The sequence below is a fragment of the Brevibacterium sp. OS20 genome (genome assembly GCF_056837565.1).
Window position 1 is genome coordinate 1301675 of the sequence record NZ_CM166367.1, and the last position, 22753, is coordinate 1324427.

The 22753-nt window shown below is 64.5% G+C and carries 15 protein-coding genes; 12 read left to right on the top strand and 3 right to left on the bottom strand.

Annotated elements, in window-relative coordinates:
* The first annotated feature begins 95 nt into the window (after positions 1–95).
* The 7 genes from exaC to ACVZTU_RS05690 all read left to right on the top strand — a co-directional run bounded on the left by exaC (position 96) and on the right by ACVZTU_RS05690 (position 7592).
* Entirely contained in the window at positions 96–1619 is a 1524-nt protein-coding gene (gene exaC, locus ACVZTU_RS05660; RefSeq protein ID WP_139468572.1) for an acetaldehyde dehydrogenase ExaC, read from the top strand.
* A 128-nt stretch (positions 1620–1747) separates the two neighbouring features.
* Positions 1748–2767, top strand: a complete 1020-nt coding sequence (gene adhP / locus ACVZTU_RS05665; protein ID WP_139468571.1) for an alcohol dehydrogenase AdhP — start codon at positions 1748–1750, stop codon at positions 2765–2767.
* Between the two features lie 355 nt (positions 2768–3122).
* Entirely contained in the window at positions 3123–3656 is a 534-nt protein-coding gene (gene rplJ, locus ACVZTU_RS05670) for a 50S ribosomal protein L10 (protein WP_062244493.1), read from the top strand.
* Positions 3657–3715: 59 nt separating this feature from the next.
* Positions 3716–4102 (top strand): 50S ribosomal protein L7/L12, encoded by a 387-nt coding sequence (gene rplL / locus ACVZTU_RS05675; RefSeq protein ID WP_101546927.1) that lies wholly within the window; start codon positions 3716–3718, stop codon positions 4100–4102.
* 231 nt (positions 4103–4333) lie between these two features.
* Positions 4334–5569 (top strand): hypothetical protein, encoded by a 1236-nt coding sequence (locus tag ACVZTU_RS05680; RefSeq protein WP_482401560.1) that lies wholly within the window; start codon positions 4334–4336, stop codon positions 5567–5569.
* On the top strand, positions 5569–6378 hold the full coding sequence (locus tag ACVZTU_RS05685; RefSeq protein WP_482401561.1) for a hypothetical protein: 810 nt from the start codon (positions 5569–5571) through the stop codon (positions 6376–6378). Before ACVZTU_RS05680 ends, ACVZTU_RS05685 begins: the two co-directional genes overlap by 1 nt.
* Positions 6375–7592 (top strand): hypothetical protein, encoded by a 1218-nt coding sequence (locus ACVZTU_RS05690; RefSeq protein WP_482401562.1) that lies wholly within the window; start codon positions 6375–6377, stop codon positions 7590–7592. The genes ACVZTU_RS05685 and ACVZTU_RS05690 overlap by 4 nt, the downstream gene beginning before the upstream one ends.
* Before the next feature lie 64 nt (positions 7593–7656).
* Here ACVZTU_RS05690 and ACVZTU_RS05695 read toward each other — a convergent pair whose 3' ends face one another.
* Complete coding sequence (locus ACVZTU_RS05695) at positions 7657–8457, bottom strand: MBL fold metallo-hydrolase (RefSeq protein WP_139907292.1); 801 nt, start codon at positions 8455–8457, stop codon at positions 7657–7659.
* Between the two features lie 99 nt (positions 8458–8556).
* Between ACVZTU_RS05695 and ACVZTU_RS05700 the strand changes: the two genes are divergently transcribed.
* The 3 genes from ACVZTU_RS05700 (at position 8557) to ACVZTU_RS05710 (ending at position 17265) form a co-directional block, all read left to right on the top strand.
* Positions 8557–9615 carry a GNAT family N-acetyltransferase gene (locus ACVZTU_RS05700; RefSeq protein ID WP_482401563.1) on the top strand — a complete coding sequence of 353 codons (1059 nt, stop codon included), beginning with the start codon at positions 8557–8559 and terminating at the stop codon, positions 9613–9615.
* A 229-nt stretch (positions 9616–9844) separates the two neighbouring features.
* On the top strand, positions 9845–13324 hold the full coding sequence (gene rpoB / locus ACVZTU_RS05705) for a DNA-directed RNA polymerase subunit beta (protein ID WP_139468565.1): 3480 nt from the start codon (positions 9845–9847) through the stop codon (positions 13322–13324).
* A 68-nt stretch (positions 13325–13392) separates the two neighbouring features.
* The gene (locus ACVZTU_RS05710) at positions 13393–17265 is read left to right on the top strand and encodes a DNA-directed RNA polymerase subunit beta' (RefSeq protein WP_482401564.1); all 3873 of its coding nucleotides are present in this window, start codon (positions 13393–13395) and stop codon (positions 17263–17265) included.
* Positions 17266–17435: 170 nt separating this feature from the next.
* Here the strand turns inward: ACVZTU_RS05710 and ACVZTU_RS05715 are convergent, their stop codons facing one another.
* On the bottom strand, positions 17436–18461 hold the full coding sequence (locus ACVZTU_RS05715) for an ATP-dependent 6-phosphofructokinase (protein WP_139468563.1): 1026 nt from the start codon (positions 18459–18461) through the stop codon (positions 17436–17438).
* Positions 18458–19144 (bottom strand): DUF1707 SHOCT-like domain-containing protein, encoded by a 687-nt coding sequence (locus tag ACVZTU_RS05720; protein WP_139468562.1) that lies wholly within the window; start codon positions 19142–19144, stop codon positions 18458–18460. Before ACVZTU_RS05720 ends, ACVZTU_RS05715 begins: the two co-directional genes overlap by 4 nt.
* A gap of 147 nt (positions 19145–19291) precedes the next feature.
* Here ACVZTU_RS05720 and ACVZTU_RS05725 point away from each other — a divergent pair, with 147 nt between their 5' ends.
* Together ACVZTU_RS05725 and ACVZTU_RS05730 are read left to right on the top strand one after the other, a co-directional pair.
* On the top strand, positions 19292–20557 hold the full coding sequence (locus ACVZTU_RS05725; RefSeq protein WP_482401565.1) for a glycosyltransferase: 1266 nt from the start codon (positions 19292–19294) through the stop codon (positions 20555–20557).
* Positions 20550–22742, top strand: a complete 2193-nt coding sequence (locus ACVZTU_RS05730; RefSeq protein ID WP_482401566.1) for an ArnT family glycosyltransferase — start codon at positions 20550–20552, stop codon at positions 22740–22742. The genes ACVZTU_RS05725 and ACVZTU_RS05730 overlap by 8 nt, the downstream gene beginning before the upstream one ends.
* Positions 22743–22753 lie beyond the last annotated feature (11 nt).

Below are 22753 nucleotides of genomic sequence, written 5' to 3' on the forward strand. Positions count from 1 at the left end.
GCGATATGATGCAACCCACATGCAACGTTGCGCTCGGTAGCGTCGTGGTCACACGGAGACAATCCGGTGGAATCAGACGCATCAAAGGAGTTGCAATGACTGTCTACGCACAGCCTGGTCAGGACGGGTCGCTCGTCACGTTCAAGTCCCGCTACGAGAACTTCATCGGCGGTCAGTGGGTGCCGCCGGTCAAGGGCAACTATTTCGAGAATCCCAGTCCGGTCACCGGCAAGACCTTCACGGAGGTCCCGGCCAGCACCGCCGAGGATATCGAACTCGCTCTCGACGCCGCGCACAAGGCGGCTCCGGCATGGGGCAAGACGGCAGTGGCCGAACGGGCCAACATCCTCAATCGGATCGCCGATCGCATCGAGGAGAACCTCGAGACGCTCGCCGTCGCCGAGACCTGGGACAACGGCAAGGCGATCCGCGAACCCCTCAACGCCGACCTGCCGCTGGCAGTCGACCACTTCCGCTACTTCGCCGGAGCGATCAGGGCGCAGGAGGGCGGACTCTCGCAGATCGACGAGGACACGGTGGCGTATCACTTCCACGAGCCGCTCGGCGTGGTCGGTCAGATCATTCCCTGGAACTTCCCGATCCTCATGGGCGTGTGGAAGATCGCTCCGGCGCTGGCCGCGGGCAATGCGATCGTGCTCAAGCCCGCCGAGCAGACTCCGGCGTCGATCCTCGTCCTCGTCGAACTCATCGCCGACCTGCTGCCCGAGGGCGTGCTCAACGTCGTCAACGGCTTCGGTCTCGAAGCCGGCAAGCCGCTGGCGTCGAACAAGCGGATCTCGAAGATCGCGTTTACCGGGGAGACGACGACCGGTCGCCTGATCATGCAGTACGCCTCGCAGAACATCATCCCGGTCACCCTCGAACTCGGCGGAAAGTCGCCGAACATCTTCTTCGAGGATGTTTTGGCCAAGGACGACTCGTACGCGGACAAGGCCCAGGAGGGCTTCACGATGTTCGCCCTCAACCAGGGTGAGGTCTGCACCTGCCCGTCGCGTGCGCTCATCCAGGAATCGATCGCCGATCCCTTCCTCGAGAAGGTCGTGGCCAGGACGAAGAAGATCGTCCAGGGCAACCCGCTCGACACGGACACGATGATGGGCGCCCAGGCCTCGAACGACCAGTTCGAGAAGATCATGTCCTACCTCGACATCGGCCGCCAGGAAGGCGCCGAGGTGCTCACCGGCGGCGCCAAGGCCGAGCTTGACGGAGATCTGGCCGGCGGATTCTACGTGCAGCCGACGATCTTCAAAGGCACGAACAAGATGCGCATCTTCCAGGAGGAGATCTTCGGGCCCGTCGTCTCGGTCGCGACGTTCTCCGACTACGCCGACGCGTTGGCCACGGCCAACGACACGCTCTACGGCCTCGGAGCCGGAGTCTGGTCCCGTGACGGCAACACTGCCTACCGGGCCGGTCGTGAGATCCAAGCCGGGCGTGTGTGGGTGAACAACTACCATGCCTACCCGGCCCATGCGGCCTTCGGTGGGTACAAGGCTTCGGGCATCGGACGCGAGAACCACAAGATGATGCTCGACCACTACCAGCAGACGAAGAACCTGCTGGTCAGCTACTCGGAGAACGCCCAAGGCTTCTTCTGACCCCAATTGCTACCCGATGGCGGCGCAGCAACCTCGCGCCAGGTAGCTGCGCCGCCGTCGGGTAGTTCTTCCACCTCAAGTTCAAACCCCGCATCGCTTCGTGAACCATCATCACAAAGGAGAGAATGATGTCCGCAATGAAAGCTGCAGTAGTCGAGGGTTTCGGCCAGGAACTCGTCGTCGGGGACAATGCGATTCCCGACCCCGGCCCGGGCCAGGCCTTGGTCAAGCTCGTCGCCTCCGGCGTCTGTCACACCGATCTCCACGCCGCCCATGGTGATTGGCCGGTCAAACCGAAGGTGCCGCTCATCCCGGGACACGAAGGAGTCGGCATCGTCGAAAAGGTCGGCGAGGGCGTCACCGATGTCGAGGTCGGACAGATGGTCGGCAACGCTTGGCTGTGGACCGCGTGCGGAACCTGTGAGCACTGCCGTCAGGGCTGGGAGACCCTCTGCGAATCCCAGGTCAACGGCGGCTACGGCGTCGACGGCTCCTTCGGCGAGTACATGCTCGTCGACACGAAGTTCGCCGCCATCATCCCCGACGGTGCCGATCCCTATGAGATCGCCCCGGTCCTCTGCGCCGGCGTCACTGTGTACAAGGGACTCAAACGCACCGAGGTTCAGCCGGGCCAATGGGTCGTCATCTCCGGAATCGGCGGACTCGGACACATCGCCGTCCAGTACGCCGTCGCTATGGGCATGCGCGTCGTCGCCGTCGATGTCGCCGACGACAAGCTGGCGCTGGCGAAGAAGCACGGTGCCGAAATCACTGTCAACGCCTTCGCCGAGGATCCGGCCGAGATCATCCAGGACAAGATCGGCGGCTCACACGGAGTCCTCGTCACCGCCGTCCACCCCGCGGCGTTCGGTCAGGCGATCGGAATGACTCGCCGAGGCGGCACCATCGTCTTCAACGGACTGCCGCCCGGTGACTTCCCGGCACCGATCTTCGACATCGTGCTCAAGGGCCTGACGATCCGAGGTTCGATCGTCGGCACCCGACAGGACATGGTCGAGGCGTTGGAATTCTATGCCGCCGGCAAGATCCACCCGACGTTCACGAAGCGACCTCTCGAGGACATCAACGCGATCTTCGACGAGATGGAACACGGCAAGATCGACGGCCGTGTCGTCATCGAATACTGACGAACCTGCACACCCGCGCCCAGAACTACCTGACGGCGGCGCAGCAACCTCGCGCCAGGTTGCTGCGCCGCCGTCAGGTAGTGTGGGAGGGGTCTCGGTGGTCGGATTGGACTTGCCGGGACGGACTTCGTTAGACTTGAACCACCCAAGACCGTCGGTCTCTGTGGAATCATCGGAATTCGCCATCGAATCCCGGTGCCCGCAGACGAAGACTCCTAGTGAGTGACCCGCGCAGGTGAGCCGAAATCCTTCCGTCGGATTCTTCTGGAATCGACGGCCAAGCGTTTCACGCCTTCCTGCGTGGAGCGCTTTTTCTGTTGTCGGGACAGACCGGACGACTTATGAAAGGAACACCATGGCGAGGCCAGACAAGGCAGCCGCAGTCGAGGAGATCAAACAGCAGTTTGAGAACTCCGACGCTGTGTTGCTGACCGAGTACCGCGGTCTCACCGTCGCGCAGATGAAAGAACTGCGCGTCTCTCTCGGTGAGAACGTCAGCTACGCCGTGGTAAAGAACACGCTGACCAAGATTGCAGCCAAGGAAGCCGGAGTCACCGGTCTCGATGAGCACCTCAATGGGCCCACCGCGATCGCGTTCGTCAACGGCGAACCACCTGAGGCTGCCAAGGCTCTGCGTAACTTTGCCAAGGCGAACGACAAGCTCGTGGTGAAGGGCGGCTACTTCGATGGAGCCGCGCTCAGCCCCGAACAGGTCAACCAGCTCGCCGACCTCGAATCCCGCGAAGTGCTGCTTGCAAAGGCAGCCGGTGCCATGAAGGCAAGCCTCCACCAGGCGGCTTACCTCTTCACCGCTCCGCTGGTCAAGGCCGTGCGCACTGTCGATGCCCTCCGCGAGAAGCAGGACGACGCTCCTGCCTCCGACGCCTGAGCATCACCACAAACCGAACCGGTCGCTGATCGTGACCAAAACAGGAAGGACTAGCCACCATGGCTAAGCTCACCACCGACGAGCTCCTCGAGGCTTTCAAGGAGCTCACCCTCATCGAACTGTCCGAGTTCGTCAAGAAGTTCGAAGAAGAGTTCGACGTCGAGGCTGCCGCTCCGGCCGCCGTCGCCGCTGCTCCTGCCGCTGGCGGAGCTGGCGAAGCCGCTGCTGAAGAGCAGACCGAATTCGACGTCATCCTCGAATCGGCCGGCGAGAAGAAGGTTCCCGTCATCAAGGAAGTCCGTGGACTCACCTCCCTCGGACTCAAGGAAGCCAAGGACCTCGTCGACGGAGCTCCCAAGGCCGTCCTCGAAGGCGCTTCGAAGGAAGACGCCGAGAAGGCCAAGGAGACCCTCGAGGCTGCCGGCGCCACCGTCACCCTCAAGTGATCTTCTGCGCAGCAGCCTGACTGCTGCATAGGCTTCGAACCCCCACGGTCCGCCGTGGGGGTTCTCTGCATCCCCACCGGGAATGCCCACCCCACCGGGAATGCCCACTCCAGCAGGAATGCCCTAGGAATGCCCTCATTCGCCGAGGATGTTCGCCCGTCCCATGTCGATGTGACCGATTCGGAACACCGATCGACAGGGGCCGGGCAGAAGCTGAACTATTCTTGACTGGTGACTGAGACGACGAGCTACGCCCGCGCACAGCAGCAGCTGCGCGAACGCATCCGCGGAACTTGGGCGCAGCATCCCCTCTACATCGACGAGATCATCAGGCCCGGACTGACCGAGAATCAGATCAAGGCCATTCGGCAAGCCTCACAGCAGACCGAGGACACCGGTCTCACCCACTACCTCGCGATCGTCCCCGGACTCCTGACCATGGGCTACAGCGATTGGGCGAAGTTCACCTCCGACTTCGCCTTCGACATGCATCAGGAATCGGGGGAGAAGCAGACCCTCGTCCTCTTCAGTGAAGGCGAGACATCCGCCCGCTCGTTCGCCTACCTCGTCACCGACAACGGACCCGTCGTCCCCACAGGTGCCCCGGAACTCATGAAGTCCAGCAGCGACGACTTCATCTCTGTCGAACTCGCCGTGCCCTACTATCTGCAGGTCCTCGTCGCCGCCGCCAAGGGCACCGAACCTCCCCAGGCACCGGATTTCGACACCCGCGATGTCGGTGACCGCGATGAGGACTACATCGAACGCTTCGGCCTCGACAACTCCGACCCAGACACGCTCGTCTTCGGCGCCACGGCGGGCGCAGCCCTCGGTGCGACCCTGTGGCTGCTGCATCGCCGTCATCGCTATTCCTGGCGGTCTGAGCTGACCACGAAACCCGAACTGGTCACGTCGCACAAGCTGAAGAAGGCCGTCACCGAGGCGGCCGCCCCGATCCCCGAACCCGACCATCCCGATGACGACACGTGGGCCCTGCATGACCGAGGCAGACGAATCCAGGATGCGCTGGCGGCTCTGACCGCGGCCCACCCGGATTGGGCAGAATCGGTCGACTTCGCCCACCGCAACGGCGTGTTCGTCCTCGTCGCCCTCGACCGTTGGCTGCGCCGACAGCTGCGCAGGCGCTCCAGCCGAGTCGAAGACGAACCGCGCTTCTGCTTCCTCTTCCCGCATCATCGCAAGGACATTGAGGACCATGTGCTCAAACAGTCGGGCCGCAGTCTCACCGTAGGGCTGTGCGCCGACTGTCGTCAGGAGCTGGCGACCGGCCACGACCCGGAACGACTGATGGTGCCCAAACGTCCCGGCTCCACCCGTGCAGTTCCGTACTTCCAACGCGATGACGCCTACGCACTCTCTGGTTTCGGCAGCTTCCAACCTCTCGACGAGGCGGTGCTGGATGAAATGAGCCCTCAGCGCTCCGCCGCTGTCGGAAGGAGCCGATGATGGCCGCCGGAAGCGTGCGTTCGAAGACCCCTCTCGACTGGCTCATCGCCGTCGTCGCGGTCGCTGCAGTGTCGATCGGCGCCACTCTGCTGAGCACACATCTGTTCGATCAGGCGAAGGCCGAGAGGATCACCGCAGCCGACAGTGACGCGATCGTCGTCGACTCGATCTACGACGACCGCATCGAAGGCGCCCATGATCCGAACTACGCAACAGACCGCTACCAGGCGATCGCGACGTCCTTCGCAGCAGATCCCGTCTACTTCGACGGCTACCCGGAGTTCGAGATCGACGAGGGCGATGTCGACTCCATCCGCGCGGAGATCGCCGAGGCCGACAGCCCGATCTATGTGGCGTTCCTCAACGTCTCGGATCTTGACGACGCCGATGGAGACCTCGATCTGTTGGCGGCTCGGATCGTCACCGAGATGGATGACCCCGAGGCTGCAGTGCTCACGGTCGATGCCACCGGGCGCATGGGACTGGCGGAGAAGGGCCTCATCCGACCTTCGCTGCTGACTCTGTCGGGGGACTTAGACGACAGCGACTCCGATGCCGCGCTCGCGGGAGTGCGTAAGATCAGTGCTGCCGAGACCGAGGACGTCGAATCGCGCTACTCGCACCGTCATGATGACGACGGGAACCCGGAGGTGACCTCCGAGGACACGACGAAGGACCCGCACACGCTGTCGTACAGCACCGGCGGCGCTGTGGCCGGAGCCGTCTTCGGCATCCTCGTCGGCGCGGGAATCGGCGTCGGAACATACTTCATCCGCCGCGCACTGAAGAAACGGACAGCGAAGCAGTGACCCAACAGGCCCAGACGATCGCCGAGGCGCTCAACACCGATCCCGTCTACGTGACGAATGCCGCGAAGGGGGAGATCAACGAAACGCTGCTGCAGAAGGCGGAGACGAAGATCGACAGCCTCGACTTCGATGTCTACGTCATCATCACCGGAGGCGAGGGTGCCGATAGGGATCTGCTCGAGCAGGTCAAGGTCTTCAACGGCGATGAGGGTGCGTTCATCATGATCGATACGAACACCGACCTCGCCGTCGACTACACCTTCGAGGACCAGCACGATCTGCAGATGCAGGTGATGGAGCAGATGTCCGTCGGGCGCGAAAAATGGAGCCACAGCACTCCGTCGCAGACGAAGCTGAACATGCTCCTCGACCTCTACGCCGATCCGCAGGAGGCACCCGAGTACGAAACCGGACAGGAGGCCTCGGGCAGCGAGGTGCAGACGGTCGACGGTTCGAACTCGACAGCCACTCTGTTCCTCGGGGGAGCGGTTCTGGTGCTGGCGCTGGTCATCGCCGTCATCTGGTTCGCCAGGTCACGGCGAGAGCGGGCGAAAGCCGCCCGCACCCGCCGCCGCTTCGAATTGCCGGCACGACTGCTCGACCGAGTCGATGACCTGCAGCGGAAGACCCTGCGAGAAGGACTGAACGAGGACACGACAGAGCTGGCCGACGAGATCACGCAGCTGCAGACCCAGGACCTCAGCACCACAGATGCCGAGGGAGTGGAAAGAGCGCTCGACGCCTACCAGATGGCCAGATCCATCGTCGACGACACCGAGGCCGAACGCATCGACCTTGCCGGGGCCATGGTGCTGCTGCGTCAGGCCGGACGCGAGATCGCCGAGGTGAAGCTGCACAGATCGACCAAGCGCGGGGCGAGGACCGGAAAATCCGATTCTGCCCGCTCTGCTGGCTCGACGAAGTCAGCAAAGGCGCGGGGACTCCCGCAGAGTCTGTGCACTGTCAACCCTCTCCACGGAGAGGCGCGATCGAATCAGCTGGTGAGCACCGAGCGCAAGGGACACTTGGCGGGAAAGAGCGTTCGCGTCCCCGTCTGCAGCAGCTGCCTGTCCGATCTGCACTCCGGCCGCGAACTGCAGTGGATCTTCGACGGCGACCGACCCTACGTCGAGGGCCGCAGCGTTTGGGCACAGACGCTGTTCGGAGCGATCGGCGGCGATCTCGTCACCGCCCTGCACCGGCACGGCTCCTAGGGAACCGGCCGGCTGAGTCCACTCAGTCAGTGCACGTCCGACCGTTGCTCAGGCGGGTCCGGAATCAGACCAGGCGGTGCTCTCGGGGAATCGTCCGATCATGATCACCCGGCATGGAGCGGGCGGGCAGAGCCACCTCGGCGTCTCCCTGATCGACCCTCATCCCCTCGATATCGGCGAGCTGACGGGAAACGAAATCACGGTCGACCGGGGTCCCGTGACCGGGAACGAAGGTCCTCGCCTCAGGAAACGCCAGCAGGGTGTGCAGGCTCGATGCCCATTCGCTCAAGGAAGCATCGGCCCCGGCCTGAGGTGCATCCGCCTCTTCGACGAGGTCGCCGGTGAAGACGATGCCGAGCTCGGGCAGTCGGACGACGAGGTCGGCCGTCGAATGTCCTCCGAGCACATGGAACTCGACCGGACAGCCACCGAGGTCGAGGTGCCACACATCACCGGGTGTCGGATCGACGGGCGAGACGTCGACGATGAGCTCACCGGGATCCGTGGGTAGGCTCGATCGATATTCAGCCGGGAAGTCACCGACCGCGACTCCGTCGAGAGCGATCCAGGCCGTGGCCTCTTGATCGGCGGCGAACGATGACGATGCGTACACGGCGGTGACCCCGGCGGAGACGGCTGCGGCGGCGCCGAAGAAGTGATCCCAATGATCATGGGTGATCGCGAGCTCGATCGCGCGGGGATGGCTGCCTCCGATCTCCTCGCCGAGGCGGCCCGCCCGCTCCACCAGATGTGCGGCGGCCGCGGGGCCGGGGCCCGCGTCGACGAGCAGAGAGCGATCGGTGCCGACGATGATTCCGCAGTTGACTGCGGCCGGATCGAAGCTGAGGATACTCACTCGTGTCATGGTCGCAGTCTAGAATGTCTCCCACCGGCTGTCAGCGCGACGATGCGCGAAGGAGACATTGCAATGCGAGGCGGCCATCAGCGACGACAGAGGCCACAGATGGAGATCACTCGGATCAGGTCCGGACACGGCAACCCGGCGGCAATCGAGGCATTGATACCCGAGCTGCTGGCTTTCGACACTGTCATCAATCGAGCATCCGGGCTGGGGGAGGACTTCGACCCGATTCCCGAAGAACTGCGGCACTCGCTGACCAGCAGGAGCGAGTACCGGGCCACGCTCACCTGGATCGGTCGCAACCACGGAGACATCGTCGCCAGGGGCACTGCCGACCTGCGTCTGACGAGCAACACCGACACTGCAGAGCTCTGGTGCGCGGTCCGACCCGATCTGCGCCGACGAGGACTGGGCGCGGCCCTGCTCGAGCAGATGGAGTCCGATCTGGCGGCAGACGGACGGACCGCGCTGTCGACCTATTGTGAGATCCCGGGGTCTGTCAGAACTGCCGATCTGCGCGGGGCCCATCTTGCCGCCGCGACCGGTGCCGGGACGCTGCCGGTGGCTCTGCCTGAAGTGTCGTTCCTCAGCGCTCGCGGATACGGGCTCGCCCAGATCGAACGCTGCTCGGTCGCTCCGACCGCCACTGCGGCCGAGCTCGACCTCGGTGCCAAGGCCGACGGCTACGTCATCGAGACATGGCGAGGTCCGGTCCCGGAACAGCGGCTCGAGCACATCGCACTGTGCAAGCGCCGGCTGAGCACCGACGTGCCGGGAGCAGCGAAATTCGGGGGAGAGGAGACCTGGGACGGTGAGCGGGTGAGGGCCCTCGACGCAGAGAAGGAAGCAAAAGGCGAAACCATGGCCACGGCGCTCGCCCTCCTCGACGGGGAGCCGGCGGGATACACGCAGGTCGGACACTCGGCCGATCGGCCGACCGTCGGGTGGCAGGGCGGAACTCTGGCGCTGAGCGAGCATCGTGGCCACCGCCTCGGTGCCAGGCTCAAGATCGCCAATCATCGCAGTCTCGCCGAGAACACGGCGGTCGACCGGGTGTACACGTGGAACGCGGTGGAGAATTCGTGGATGCTGGCGATCAACGATCAGGCGGGATTCGCCACGTGGGCCTGGGTGGGGATGTGGACGAAGAATCTGCACTGAAACCGTCGTCTTGCCAGACTTGACCAGATGCTATAAGCTTGATATTTGCATCGTTCTGCCTGTGGTGTGCCTTCATATAGCGGTGGGCACAGCATTTCCACTCAAGTGAACCATGCCGACGCCGGGAGTCGAAATCTGACACACCCCGTATATGTCGTGGATGTCCGGACGTCGCCGGAGCGAGTGGGCAGACGAAGTATCAGATGGTGAAGCACTCGGAAGGAACCAATTGGCCGCCGCCAACGACAACACCAGGACCGCTAATCCCCCCAAGAGAATTTCCTTCGCGAAGATTCGCGAGCCCCTCGAGGTTCCCGATCTGCTCGGTCTGCAGACGGACAGCTTCGACTGGCTGATCGGATCGGAGGCGTGGCAGGACCGCGTCGCCGAGGCCATCGAGATCGGGGACGACTCAGTCGCAACCACCTCGGGACTCGAAGACATCTTCGAAGAGATCTCGCCGATCGAAGACTTCGGCGGATCCATGTCGCTGTCGTTCCGCGAGCACCGGTTCGAAGCTCCCAAGTACTCGATCGATGAGTGCAAGGAACGCGATATGACCTACTCGGCGCCGCTGTACGTCACCGCCGAGTTCATGAACAACAACACGGGCGAGATCAAGAGCCAGACCGTGTTCATGGGTGACTTCCCCCTCATGACCGACAAGGGCACGTTCATCGTCAACGGCACCGAGCGCGTCGTCGTCTCCCAGCTCGTGCGTTCGCCCGGCGCCTACTTCGAATCCAGCGTCGACAAGACCACGGACAAGGACATCTTCACCGCGAAGATCATCCCGTCCCGCGGTGCCTGGCTGGAGTTCGAGGTCGACAAGCGCGACCAGGTCGGTGTTCGCCTCGATCGCAAGCGCAAGCAGTCCGTGACTGTTCTGCTCAAGGCCCTCGGCTGGTCCGAAGCGAAGATCCTCGAAGAGTTCGGCGAGTTCGAATCGATCCGCGAGACGATGGCCAAGGACACCGTCACCACGCAGGACGAAGCGCTGCTCGACATCTACAAGAAGCTGCGCCCGGCAGAGCCTGCGACCGCTGAGGCCGCTCGCAACCTGCTCAACAACCTGTACTTCAACCCGAAGCGCTACGACCTGGCCAAGGTCGGCCGCTACAAGGTCAACCGCAAGCTCGGCGTCGAAGCCCCGCTGTCGGACTCGGTGCTCTCCACCGAGGACGTCGTCGCCACCATCCGCTACCTCGTGTCTCTGCACGCCGGAGTGGACACGGCCAAGGGCACCCGCGACGGCGAAGAGGTCGAGATCAGCGTCAAGCTCGACGACATCGATCACTTCGGCAACCGCCGCATCCGTGCCGTCGGCGAGCTCATCGAGAACCAGATCCGCACCGGTCTGTCCCGGATGGAGCGCGTCGTGCGTGAGCGCATGACCACTCAGGACGTCGAGGCGATCACCCCGCAGACCCTGATCAACATCCGCCCCGTGGTGGCTGCGATCAAGGAGTTCTTCGGCACCTCGCAGCTCTCGCAGTTCATGGATCAGAACAACCCGCTCGCGGGTCTGACCCACAAGCGCCGTCTCTCCGCACTGGGACCCGGCGGTCTCTCGCGTGACCGTGCTGCCATGGAAGTCCGTGACGTGCACCCCTCGCACTACGGCCGCATGTGCCCGATCGAGACCCCCGAAGGCCCGAACATCGGTCTGATCGGTTCGCTGGCGTCCTACGCCCGCATCAACCCCTTCGGCTTCATCGAGACGCCTTACCGCAAGGTCGTCGACGGTGTCGTGACCGATGAGACGCAGTACCTGACCGCCGATGACGAACTCGAGTTCAACATCGCCCAGGCCAACGCACCGCTGACCGACGACCAGCGTTTCGCTGAGGTCGAGGTCCTGGCACGCCCGAAGGGCGGCGGCGGTGAGGCCGAACTGGTCCAGCATGACCAGATCGACTTCATGGACGTCTCCGCACGTCAGATGGTGTCTGTGGCTTCGGCTCTGATTCCGTTCCTCGAGCACGACGACGCCAACCGCGCCCTTATGGGTGCGAACATGCAGCGTCAGGCCGTGCCGCTGGTGATGGCCGAATCCCCGGTCGTTGGCACCGGCATGGAATACCGTGCCGCCGTCGACGCCGGCGATGTCATCACCGCTGAGAAGTCCGGTGTCATCACCGAGGTCTCGGCCGACTACGTCACTGTGCTCGCCGACGACGGAACCCAGCTGACCTACAAGGCGGCGAAGTTCAAGCGGTCGAACCACGGCACCTCGTACAACCAGCGCATCCTCGTCGACGAAGGCGACCGCGTCGAGGCCGGCACCGTCCTCGCCGACGGACCGTCCACCGAGAACGGTGAGATGGCTCTGGGCAAGAACCTCCTCGTGGCGTTCATGTCCTGGGAAGGCTACAACTACGAGGATGCGATCATCCTCTCGCAGCGTCTCGTCCAGGACGATGTGCTCTCCTCGATCCACATCGAAGAGCACGAAGTCGATGCGCGCGACACCAAGCTCGGTGCCGAAGAGATCACTCGGGACATCCCGAACATCTCGCCCGATGCCCTGGCCGACCTCGACGATCGCGGAATCATCCGCATCGGCGCCGAGGTCACCGACGGTGACATCCTCGTCGGCAAGGTCACCCCGAAGGGTGAGACCGAGCTGACCCCGGAAGAGCGCCTGCTGCGCGCGATCTTCGGTGAGAAGTCCCGTGAGGTCCGCGACACCTCGCTGCGCGTTCCCCACGGCGAGATCGGCACCGTCATCGGTGTGCGCGTCTTCGACCGCGAGGACGACGACGAGCTCTCGCCCGGCGTCAACCAGATGGTTCGCGTCTACGTGGCTCAGCGCCGCAAGATCACCATCGGTGACAAGATGGCCGGCCGTCACGGAAACAAGGGCGTCATCTCGACGATCCTGCCGGTCGAGGACATGCCGTTCCTCGCCGACGGCACCCCTGTCGACGTCATCCTCAACCCGCACGGTGTTCCCCGTCGTATGAACATCGGACAGGTCTTCGAGGTTCACCTCGGATGGATCTCGAAGCAGGGCTGGAAGATCGAGGGCAACCCCGAATGGGCTGCCGAGCTGCCCGACGCCGCTCGCGAAGCCGAGGCCGGCACCAACCTGGCCACCCCGGTCTTCGACGGTGCGCACGAGCAGGAGCTGCGCGGACTGCTGGATTCGACGACCCCGAACCGCGATGGGGACCGCCTCATCGACTCCTCGGGCAAGGCCCAGCTGTTCGACGGACGCTCCGGTGAGCCGTTCCCGTACCCGATCTCGGTCGGCTACATGTACATGCTCAAGCTCCACCACCTCGTCGACGACAAGATCCACGCGCGTTCGACCGGACCGTACTCGATGATCACCCAGCAGCCGCTCGGTGGTAAGGCGCAGTTCGGTGGTCAGCGCTTCGGTGAGATGGAAGTCTGGGCCCTCGAGGCCTACGGCGCCGCCTACACCCTGCAGGAGCTTCTGACGATCAAGTCCGATGACATCCCAGGCCGTGTGAAGGTCTACGAAGCCATCGTCAAGGGTGAGAACCTGCCCGACCCGGGAATCCCGGAGTCGTTCAAGGTCCTCATCAAGGAGATGCAGTCCCTGTGCCTCAACGTCGAAGTCCTGTCTTCCGACGGAGGCCATGTCGAGATGGGCGAGTCGGAGGACGAGGTCTACCGCGCCGCCGAAGAGCTCGGCATCGACCTCTCCCGCCGCGAAGCACAGACCGTAGAAGAAGTCTGAGTACTTCCACTTCAACCGACACAACTTTTTGATGAACGATTCGTTCATCGCCAGGAAAGAGGATTTACGTGCCTGACGTCAATTTCTTTGATGAACTGCGCATCGGTCTTGCCACCACGGAGAACATCCGCGGCTGGTCACACGGTGAGGTGAAAAAGCCTGAGACCATCAACTACCGCACCCTGAAGCCGGAGAAGGACGGACTCTTCTGCGAGAAGATCTTCGGTCCCACCCGTGACTGGGAGTGCGCCTGCGGAAAGTACAAGCGAGTCCGTTTCAAGGGCATCATCTGCGAACGCTGCGGCGTCGAGGTGACCCGTGCCAAGGTGCGTCGTGAGCGGATGGGCCACCTCGAGCTCGCCGCTCCCGTCACCCACATCTGGTACTTCAAGGGCGTGCCCTCGCGTCTGGGCTACCTGCTGGACCTGGCTCCGAAGGACCTCGAGAAGGTCATCTACTTCGCGGCCTACATGATCACCTCGGTCGACGAGGATTCCCGTCACCGTGATCTGCCCAGCCTGCAGAACAAGATCGACGTCGAGAAGCAGCAGATCGGCACCCGCCGTGACGCCGACATCGACCGTCGTGCCAAGAAGCTCGAAGAGGATCTCGCAGCACTCGAGGCCGAAGGCGGAACCGCCCAGGCCAAGAAGAAGCTGCGGGACACCGCCGAGAAGGAAATGGACAAGCTGCGCAAGAACGCCGACCGCGAGGTCGACCGTATCGAGCAGGTGTGGGACCGGTTCAAGAACCTCAAGGTCAACGACCTCGAAGGTGACGAGAGCCTGTACCGCGAGATGTTCCACCGCTTCGGTCTGTACTTCACCGGCGCCATGGGTGCCGAAGCCATCCAGAAGCGCCTCATCGACTTCGACCTCGAAGGCGAAGCCGAGAAGCTGCGTGAGCTCATCGCCACCGGCAAGGGACAGCGCAAGACCCGTGCGCTCAAGCGCCTCAAGGTCGTCAACGCGTTCCTGACCACCGATAACAACCCCGAGGGCATGGTCCTCGACGTCGTTCCGGTGATCCCGCCGGAGCTGCGCCCGATGGTGCAGCTCGATGGTGGACGCTTCGCGACCTCGGACCTCAATGACCTCTACCGTCGCGTCATCAACCGCAACAACCGCCTCAAGCGTCTGCTCGACCTCGGTGCTCCCGAGATCATCGTCAACAACGAGAAGCGGATGCTGCAGGAGGCCGTGGACTCGCTGTTCGACAACGGACGTCGCGGACGTCCGGTGACCGGACCGGGCAACCGCCCGCTCAAGTCGCTGTCGGACATGCTCAAGGGCAAGCAGGGACGCTTCCGTCAGAACCTGCTCGGTAAGCGTGTGGACTACTCGGGCCGTTCGGTCATCGTCGTCGGTCCGCAGCTGCACCTGCACCAGTGCGGTCTGCCGAAGACCATGGCTCTCGAGCTGTTCAAGCCCTTCGTGATGAAGCGCCTGGTCGATCTCAACCACGCTCAGAACATCAAGTCGGCCAAGCGCATGGTCGAGCGCCAGCATCCGCAGGTGTGGGACGTCCTCGAAGAGGTCATCACCGAACACCCCGTGCTGCTCAACCGTGCACCGACCCTGCACCGTCTGGGCATCCAGGCGTTCGAGCCGCAGCTCATCGAGGGTAAGGCCATCCAGCTGCACCCGCTCGTCTGCTCGGCGTTCAACGCTGACTTCGACGGTGACCAGATGGCTGTGCACCTGCCGCTGAGCCCCGAGGCGCAGGCCGAGGCCCGCATCCTCATGCTCTCGGCCAACAACATCCTCAAGCCCTCGGACGGCAAGCCCGTGACCATGCCTTCGCAGGATATGATCATCGGTCTGTTCCACCTCACCTCCGAGCGCAAGGGACTGGCCGGCGAGGGCCGTGCGTTCTCCGGCATGGGCGAAGCCATCATGGCCTTCGACCGCGGAGAGCTCGACCTCGGTTCGCCGATCACCATCCGCCTGGAAGACGTCGTTCCCAACGCGGACATGGAGCTTCCCGAGGGCTGGGAGGCCGGCGAACCGCTGGACGTGGCGACCACCCTGGGCCGCGCGACGTTCAACGAATACCTGCCTGCCGACTACGCGTTCGTGAACTCCACGATCGACAAGAAGGCCCTGAGCCGGATCGTCAACCACCTCGCCGAGGAGTACCCGAAGGTCGAGGTCGCACACACGCTGGACAACTTCAAGGCCGGCGGCTTCCACTGGGCCACCCGCTCGGGCATCACCATCGCGATGTCGGACGTCGTCTCACCCGAGGCGAAGACCGAGATCATCAACGATGCCGAGGTCATCGACACGAAGGTCCAGCAGCAGTACGAACTCGGTGCACTCACCGACGACGAGCGCCGCAACGAGCTCGTCAAGCTGTGGACGGAGACGACCGAGAAGGTCGACCAGATCATGCGTACGAACTTCCCTGAGGAGAACTCGGTGCTGCGTCTGGTCGAGTCCGGTGCTTCCGGTAACTGGATGCAGGTGCGTCAGCTGGCCGGTATGCGCGGACTGGTGACGAACCCGCAGGGTGAGATCATCCCGCGACCGATCGTCTCGAACTACCGTGAGGGACTCGCAGTGCTCGAGTACTTCATCGCCTCGCACGGTGCTCGTAAGGGTCTGGCCGATACCGCTCTGCGTACCGCTGACTCCGGTTACCTGACCCGTCGTCTCGTCGACGTCTCGCAGGATGTCATCATCCGCGCGGCAGAGGCCGAGTCGAACAAGGGCATCACCCTGCCGATCGCCGAACGCGATCACGAGGGCAACCTGGTTCCGCACGAGTACGCCGAGACCAGCGTCTACGGTCGTCTCACCGTCTCCGATGTCACCGACGCCGAGGGCAATGTGCTCCTTCCGGCCAAGTCCGATGTCACCGGTGCAGTGGTGGACATGCTCGTGGCCAACGGCATCGAGGAGCTCAAGGTCCACTCCGTGCTGACTGCCGATTCCGATGCGCAGATCTCCGCCGAGCACTACGGTCGCTCGATGGCGACCGGCCAGCTCGTCGACATCGGCGAGGCCATCGGCACCGTCGCAGCACAGTCGATCGGTGAGCCCGGTACCCAGCTGACGATGCGTACGTTCCACACCGGTGGTGCCGCCGCTTCGACAGGTGATATCACGCAGGGTCTGCCGCGTGTGACCGAGCTCTTCGAAGCTCGCACACCGAAGGGCTTCGCCCCCATCGCCGAGGCGACCGGACGGGCGAAGATCGACGACAGCCGCAAGACCCGCTTCGTCATCATCACCCCTGATGACGGCAGCGAAGAGATCGAGCACGCAGTGTCCAAGCGTGCCCGTCTCATGGTCGAGGACGGTCAGCACGTCAAGGCCGGAGAGCAGCTCATCGTCGGTGCCGTCGATCCGAAGCAGGTGCTGCGCATCCGCGGTCGCCGTGAGGCCGAGCGCTTCCTCGTCGAGGAAGTTCAGAAGGTCTACCGTTCGCAGGGCGTGGGCATCCACGACAAGCACATCGAGGTCATCGTGCGGCAGATGCTGCGTCGCGTGACCGTGATCGAGTCGGGCGATACGAACCTGCTGCCCGGTGAGCTCGTCGACCGCGGCCGCTACCAGGCGGAGAACCGTCGTGTGGTCGCCGAAGGCGGCCAGCCGGCATCGGCTCGTGACGAGCTGATGGGCATCACGAAGGCTTCGCTGGCCACCGAGTCGTGGCTGTCGGCCGCGTCCTTCCAGGAGACCACCCGCGTCCTCACCGAGGCGGCCATGGAAGGCAAGTCCGATACGCTCATGGGGCTGAAGGAGAACGTCATCCTCGGTAAGCTCATCCCTGCCGGCACCGGCCTGCAGACCCACCGCAACCTCGTGGTGGAGCCGACCGAAGAGGCCAAGGCCGAGATGTTCACCAACAGCTACGGCGACTTCTACGCAGGCATCGGAGCCGATTCCGGTTCCGCCATCCCGCTGGAAGACTACGACTACGGAGCATTCAGCTGATCAGCTGATCTCCCGGCCGTAAGGCAGACAGGAGGGGCATCCACCATTCGGTGGGTGCCCCTCCCGCCATTCATGTCTGCGGCATCGAGAAACGGGTGGAGTGTCGAAACACGGGCGTGTGCCCGTATCTCGACACTCCACCCGTTTCTCGATGAAGATGTCGCGAGCGTTCAGCCGAAGAGCACCTGCGCCTCTTCCCAGCGATGCAGCGGCACCGATTTGAGACTGTGCACGGCCGAGGACATCTCCACGGAGACGATGTCCGTGCCTTTGAGGCTGGCCATCTTCCCCCAGTGGCCATGCTGGGCGAGGTCGACCGCCGCCATGCCTAGCCGCGTGGACAGTACGCGGTCGTACGCAGTGGGGGAGCCGCCTCGCTGCAGGTGTCCCAAGATTGTGGCTCGGGATTCGATGCCGGTGATCTCTTCGATCTTCGGAGCGAGGTAGTTCGCGATCCCGCCGAGGCGGACGCGGCCCTTGTTGTCCACGCCGTGGTCGGCGACCTGGGAATCGAACCCCTCGGGAACGAACCCTTCCGCGACGACGACGATCGGTGCGCGTCCGCGATCTTTGGCCGAGGTCACCCATTCGGCGATCTGGTCGAAGTCGACGGGGAACTCGGGCATGAGGATCGCATGGGCACCCGCAGCCATGCCCGCGTGCAGGGCGATCCAACCGACGTTGCGTCCCATGACCTCGATGACCATGCAGCGGTGGTGCGATTCGGCGGTGGTGCGCAGCCGGTCGATCGCCTCCGTGGCGATGGACTGAGCGGTGTCGAAGCCGAAGGTGTAGTCGGTGTTGCCGAGATCGTTGTCGATGGTCTTAGGCACGCCCACGATGTGCAGACCCTCCTCGTTGACCAGACGCGAGGCCCCTGCGAGTGTGCCTTCGCCGCCGATGGCGATGAGCGAATCGATGCCGTGGGCGGCCATGACCTCGCGCATGCGCTCGGGACCGCCGTCCTCATACGGGTGGGTGCGTGAGGTGCCGAGGATGGTGCCGCCGCGCCCGGAGAGGCCTCGGACATCGAGCATGGTCATATCGAACATGTCGTCGTGGAGCAGGCCACGCCAGCCGTCGCGGATGCCGACGAATGAGGCGTTGTGGGTGCGGATTCCCTTGCGGACGATGCCGCGGATGACAGCGTTGAGGCCCGGGCAGTCTCCGCCCGATGTGAGTACGCCGATCTTCATTCCAGTTGACCCTGATCCTTTGCTCGGTAGCCTTTGGCCAGATGGACATCGTGTCCGGCCATGAGTGAGAAGCCCTTGAGGACGACGGTGCCGTTCGATCCGTCGCCCCGCGCGGACTGACGGACCTCATTGCCCGCCATGATGTTGATCGTCTCGTCGCGGATGCGCACACCCGGCGGGACGTAGATGTCGTTGCCGCCCCACATAGAGTAGGAGACCAGCTCGACAGTCACACCCGGTCCCATGACGGCGCACAGATCGATATTGTCCCCGCCCATGAGCGCATATGTGGTGACCTGTCCGGTGCCGGGTGCCACGTCGATCTCACGACCGGACATGATGGCCACCGAGTTCGTGGGTGGGGCGGAACCAGGATCGACGGCCGGGCTGAGCTCGGCCGGTCCCCGTCGCTGCAGAGCCGACCCCGGGCCCGATTCCTGATCATGACCGGTCTGGCGGGCGAGCCTCTGGTGGAGTCGGTGGCCCTCCGGCAGATCGTCGATCAGCGGCATGAGGTCGTCGAGGAACTTCGCGGAGATGGCATCATCCTGCCGCTGCGCGGTCTCCTCGGGGTCGAGGCGTCCGTTCGTCACCGCCTCCGTGATCACGGAGAGGACCTCGTCCCGGTCCTTGTCGGAGGCACGGATCCGGCGCTTCGGGGCAGGGGAGTCATCTTCGGCCATGGCCACCAGTGTAGCGGGAATCACCCGCACGGACCGGGCCTTCCGCCGAGGCGGTCGGACAGGGCGCTGTGTCGTGTCGTCCCGTCCACAGCCGGGCCACAGCTGCGACCGATGGTGGGCCTAAGCAGGGACGCGAATGTGGTCTCCATGAGATACGAGAGCAGCGCCGGGAACCAGCCCGCAGCGCACCCAGCAGCCCCGTCCCTGCGAACGCGCACGACCGTCGACCTCGTCGTCCCGGTCTACAACGAGGAGGCTTCGCTGGCCGTCTCGATCGAGACTCTCCTCGCCGCCGATACCGGTCGCGGAATCGAGGTCACGATCATCATCGCCGACAATGCGAGCACCGATTCGACCCCGAGAATCGCCGCAGCGCTAGCGGCCGAACACCCGAACGTCGAATACGTGCGGCTCGAGCAGAAAGGCCGCGGGCGCGCACTGTCCCGGGTGTGGCAGTCCTCGACGGCGGATATCGTCGCCTATACGGATGTCGATCTCGCCACCGATATCCGAGTCCTCGAGCCGATGGTCGAGGTGATCCGCTCGGGACTGGCCGATGTGGCCATCGCGTCCCGTCTGCAGCCCGGTCTTGCGGTCGAGCGGGGCATCAAACGCGAGATCATCTCCCGCTGCTACAACCGACTGCTCAAGCTCAGCCTCGGTGTCAGGTTCAGCGACGCTCAATGCGGTTTCAAAGCGCTGTCGCAGCGTGCGGCGAGAGACCTGCTCCCGCAGGTCGAGGACAGCGAGTGGTTCTTCGACACGGAGCTGCTCGCTCTCGCCGAGTGGGCCGGGTACCGCATCCACGAGTTCGGCACGGACTGGACGGATGACCCCGACTCCTCCGTCGACGTGGTCAGCACGGCGTGGAAGGACATCAAGGGCATCGTCCGGCTGCGCACGGGCGGACGCATCCGGACCAGTCACGAAGTCCCGGCACCGAACACCGGGGCGCAGATCCTCCACTTCATCGACGTGGGGATCATCAGCACCGTGCTCTACGCCGTGCTGTTCCTCCTCGGCATCCAATTCGTCTCGGAACCCACGGCGAACATCATTGCGCTGCTCCTTTCGACGATCGCGAACACCGCCCTCAACCGGGGCCACACCTTCGGGGTGAGATCCCCGCACCGCCGACTGACCTCCCAATTGAAGGGTCTGGCGGCCTTCGGCCTGTGCCTGGCCTTCACCTCGGCAGGTCTGGCCGTCGCAGATGGATTCTCCGGACCCTGGGCAACTGTCGGCACGCTCGCCGTGCTGACGGCGGCGAACCTCGCCGCCACCGTGGTCCGGTTCGTGCTCATGCGCACATGGGTCTTCGCCCGCGGTTCCCACCAGGGCGTCCACCCCGCCACCACGACTGCTGCAGCCGGAACGGCGCTCCCGAACGACAAGGACAGCGACCATGTCTGAGACCCCCACCCGATATGCCCGCACCCGCGGACTGCGACGGCACTGGTACCCGATCACACTCACCGTGCTCACACTCGGCACGATCGCGGCGTTCCTCGCCAACCTCACGGCCAACGGGTGGGCGAACTCCTTCTATGCGGCGGCTGTGCAGGCCGGATCGGAGAACTGGGAGGCGTTCCTCTTCGGCTCCCTCGACTCGGCGAACGCGATCACCGTCGACAAACCCCCGGCCTCCCTGTGGCTGATGGCCCTGAGCGCCCGGGTCTTCGGCTTATCTTCGTTCTCGATGCTCCTGCCCCAGGTCCTCCTGGCCGGGGTGAGTGTGCTCCTGATCGTCCATTCGGTGCGGCTGAGCCTGCGGTCCCATGTCGGACCAGGGCTTGAGAAGGCCGCCGCTCTGGGGGCCGGCGTGATCTTCGCCGTCTCCCCGGTCGTGGCGCTGATGTTCCGGTTCAACAACCCGGACGCGCTGCTCGTGACCCTGATGATCGGTGCGGTCGTCGCGACCCAGCACGCCCTGCGCACGCTCACCGAGGCCCACCGGCGACGCCCGTCCCGCCGCATCGCCGGCTGGCTCATCCTCGCCGGAGTCTGCCTCGGCCTGGGGTTCCTGACCAAACAGTTCCAGGTCCTCCTCATCGTCCCCGGCCTCGCTGTGTCCTGGGTGCTCTTCGCCCGCACCTCCTGGCCACGCCGTCTGCTGTGGCTGCTCGTCCCGCTCGGGTCGATGATCGTCAGCGCCGGCTGGTGGATCGCCCTCGTCGAGCTCACCCCTGCAGGCTCCCGACCCTACGTCGGCGGCTCGCAGTCGAACTCCTTCCTCGAGCTCACCTTCGGCTACAACGGCTTCGGACGGCTGACCGGCAACGAGACCGGGTCCGTCGGCGGAGGAGGCGGCGGCCAGGGCGGCGGATGGGGCGAGACGGGCGTCACCCGCCTGTTCACCGGCAGCTTCGGCCAGCAGGTGTCGTGGTTCCTGCCCACCGCACTGTTCCTCCTGATCGTGACGATCGTTCTCCTCATCCTCGCCGAGGCGGCCCGCCGTCGCCGTGTCCCCACCGTCACGGACGGAACCGTTCCGACCGGAACACGTTCGACGGACACCATCCCGGACACCGTCACGGACGGTGAGAAGGACGCCGGCCTCGCGGTGCGCGCGTCCGGCGCAATCGGCGGGGGCAGCCTCGGCGCGGGACTGCTCATGTGGGGTGCATGGCTGATCGTCACGTGGCTCGTGCTGTCGAATATGAACGGGATCGTCCACGAGTACTACACGGTTGCGCTCATTCCCGCGATCGCCGCCGTCATCGGCCTCGGCGTCGCGGTGCTGCTCGCCCGTGACGGATTCCTCCCACGTCTGCTGCTGGCGGTGGCTTGGGCCCTGACCGGAGCGTGGCAGTTCATCATCAGCTCGCAGATGACCGGGGTCCCGGGCGTTCTGCGCTGGTGCGTGCTCATCGTCTCGATCCTCGGCGCTCTGGTCCTCATCGTTACCGCGCACCGGCGGATCGGCACGGCGCTCGCCTCGGTGCTCGTCGCGCTGGCCATCCTCGGCAGCGCTGCGATTCCGGCTCAGCTGGCCGTGCGCACGATCGCCGGGACGACGCAGGGATCGATCGTCACGATCGCCGGCACGAGCTCGGGCATGGGCGGTGGACCCGGCGGTGGCGGAATGCCCGGCGGCGGCGTCAGACCCGGCGGAGGCCTCGGCGGCACGGATGGCACGACCGGTGGCACGCCCGGTGGGACACGCAATTCCGAAGCCGGCAGGGGCAGTACCGGGGGGATGCCCGGCGGAGGAGGCGGGATGGGCGGTCTGCTGGGCGCCTCCGAACCCTCCGACGAACTCACGCAGCTGCTCGAAGAGGATGCCGCGGACTACACGTGGGCGGCTGCGACGACGGGGGCGAATCAGGCGGCGGGATACCAACTCGCGCTCGAAGAGCCCGTGATGGCGATCGGCGGGTTCAACGGCACCGATCCATCGCCCACCCTCGCCGAGTTCAAACAGCTCGTGGCCGACGGCAAGATCCACTACTACATCGGATCGGGCTCCGGCGGCGGTCAGGGTCCAGGCGGCGGGAACGAGGACTCCGCCTCGTCCCAGATCGCGGCCTGGGTGGAGGCGAACTATGAGGTGACGACCGTCGACTCCGTTTCGCTCTACGATCTCAGTGCGGGTTGAGGGGATAATCG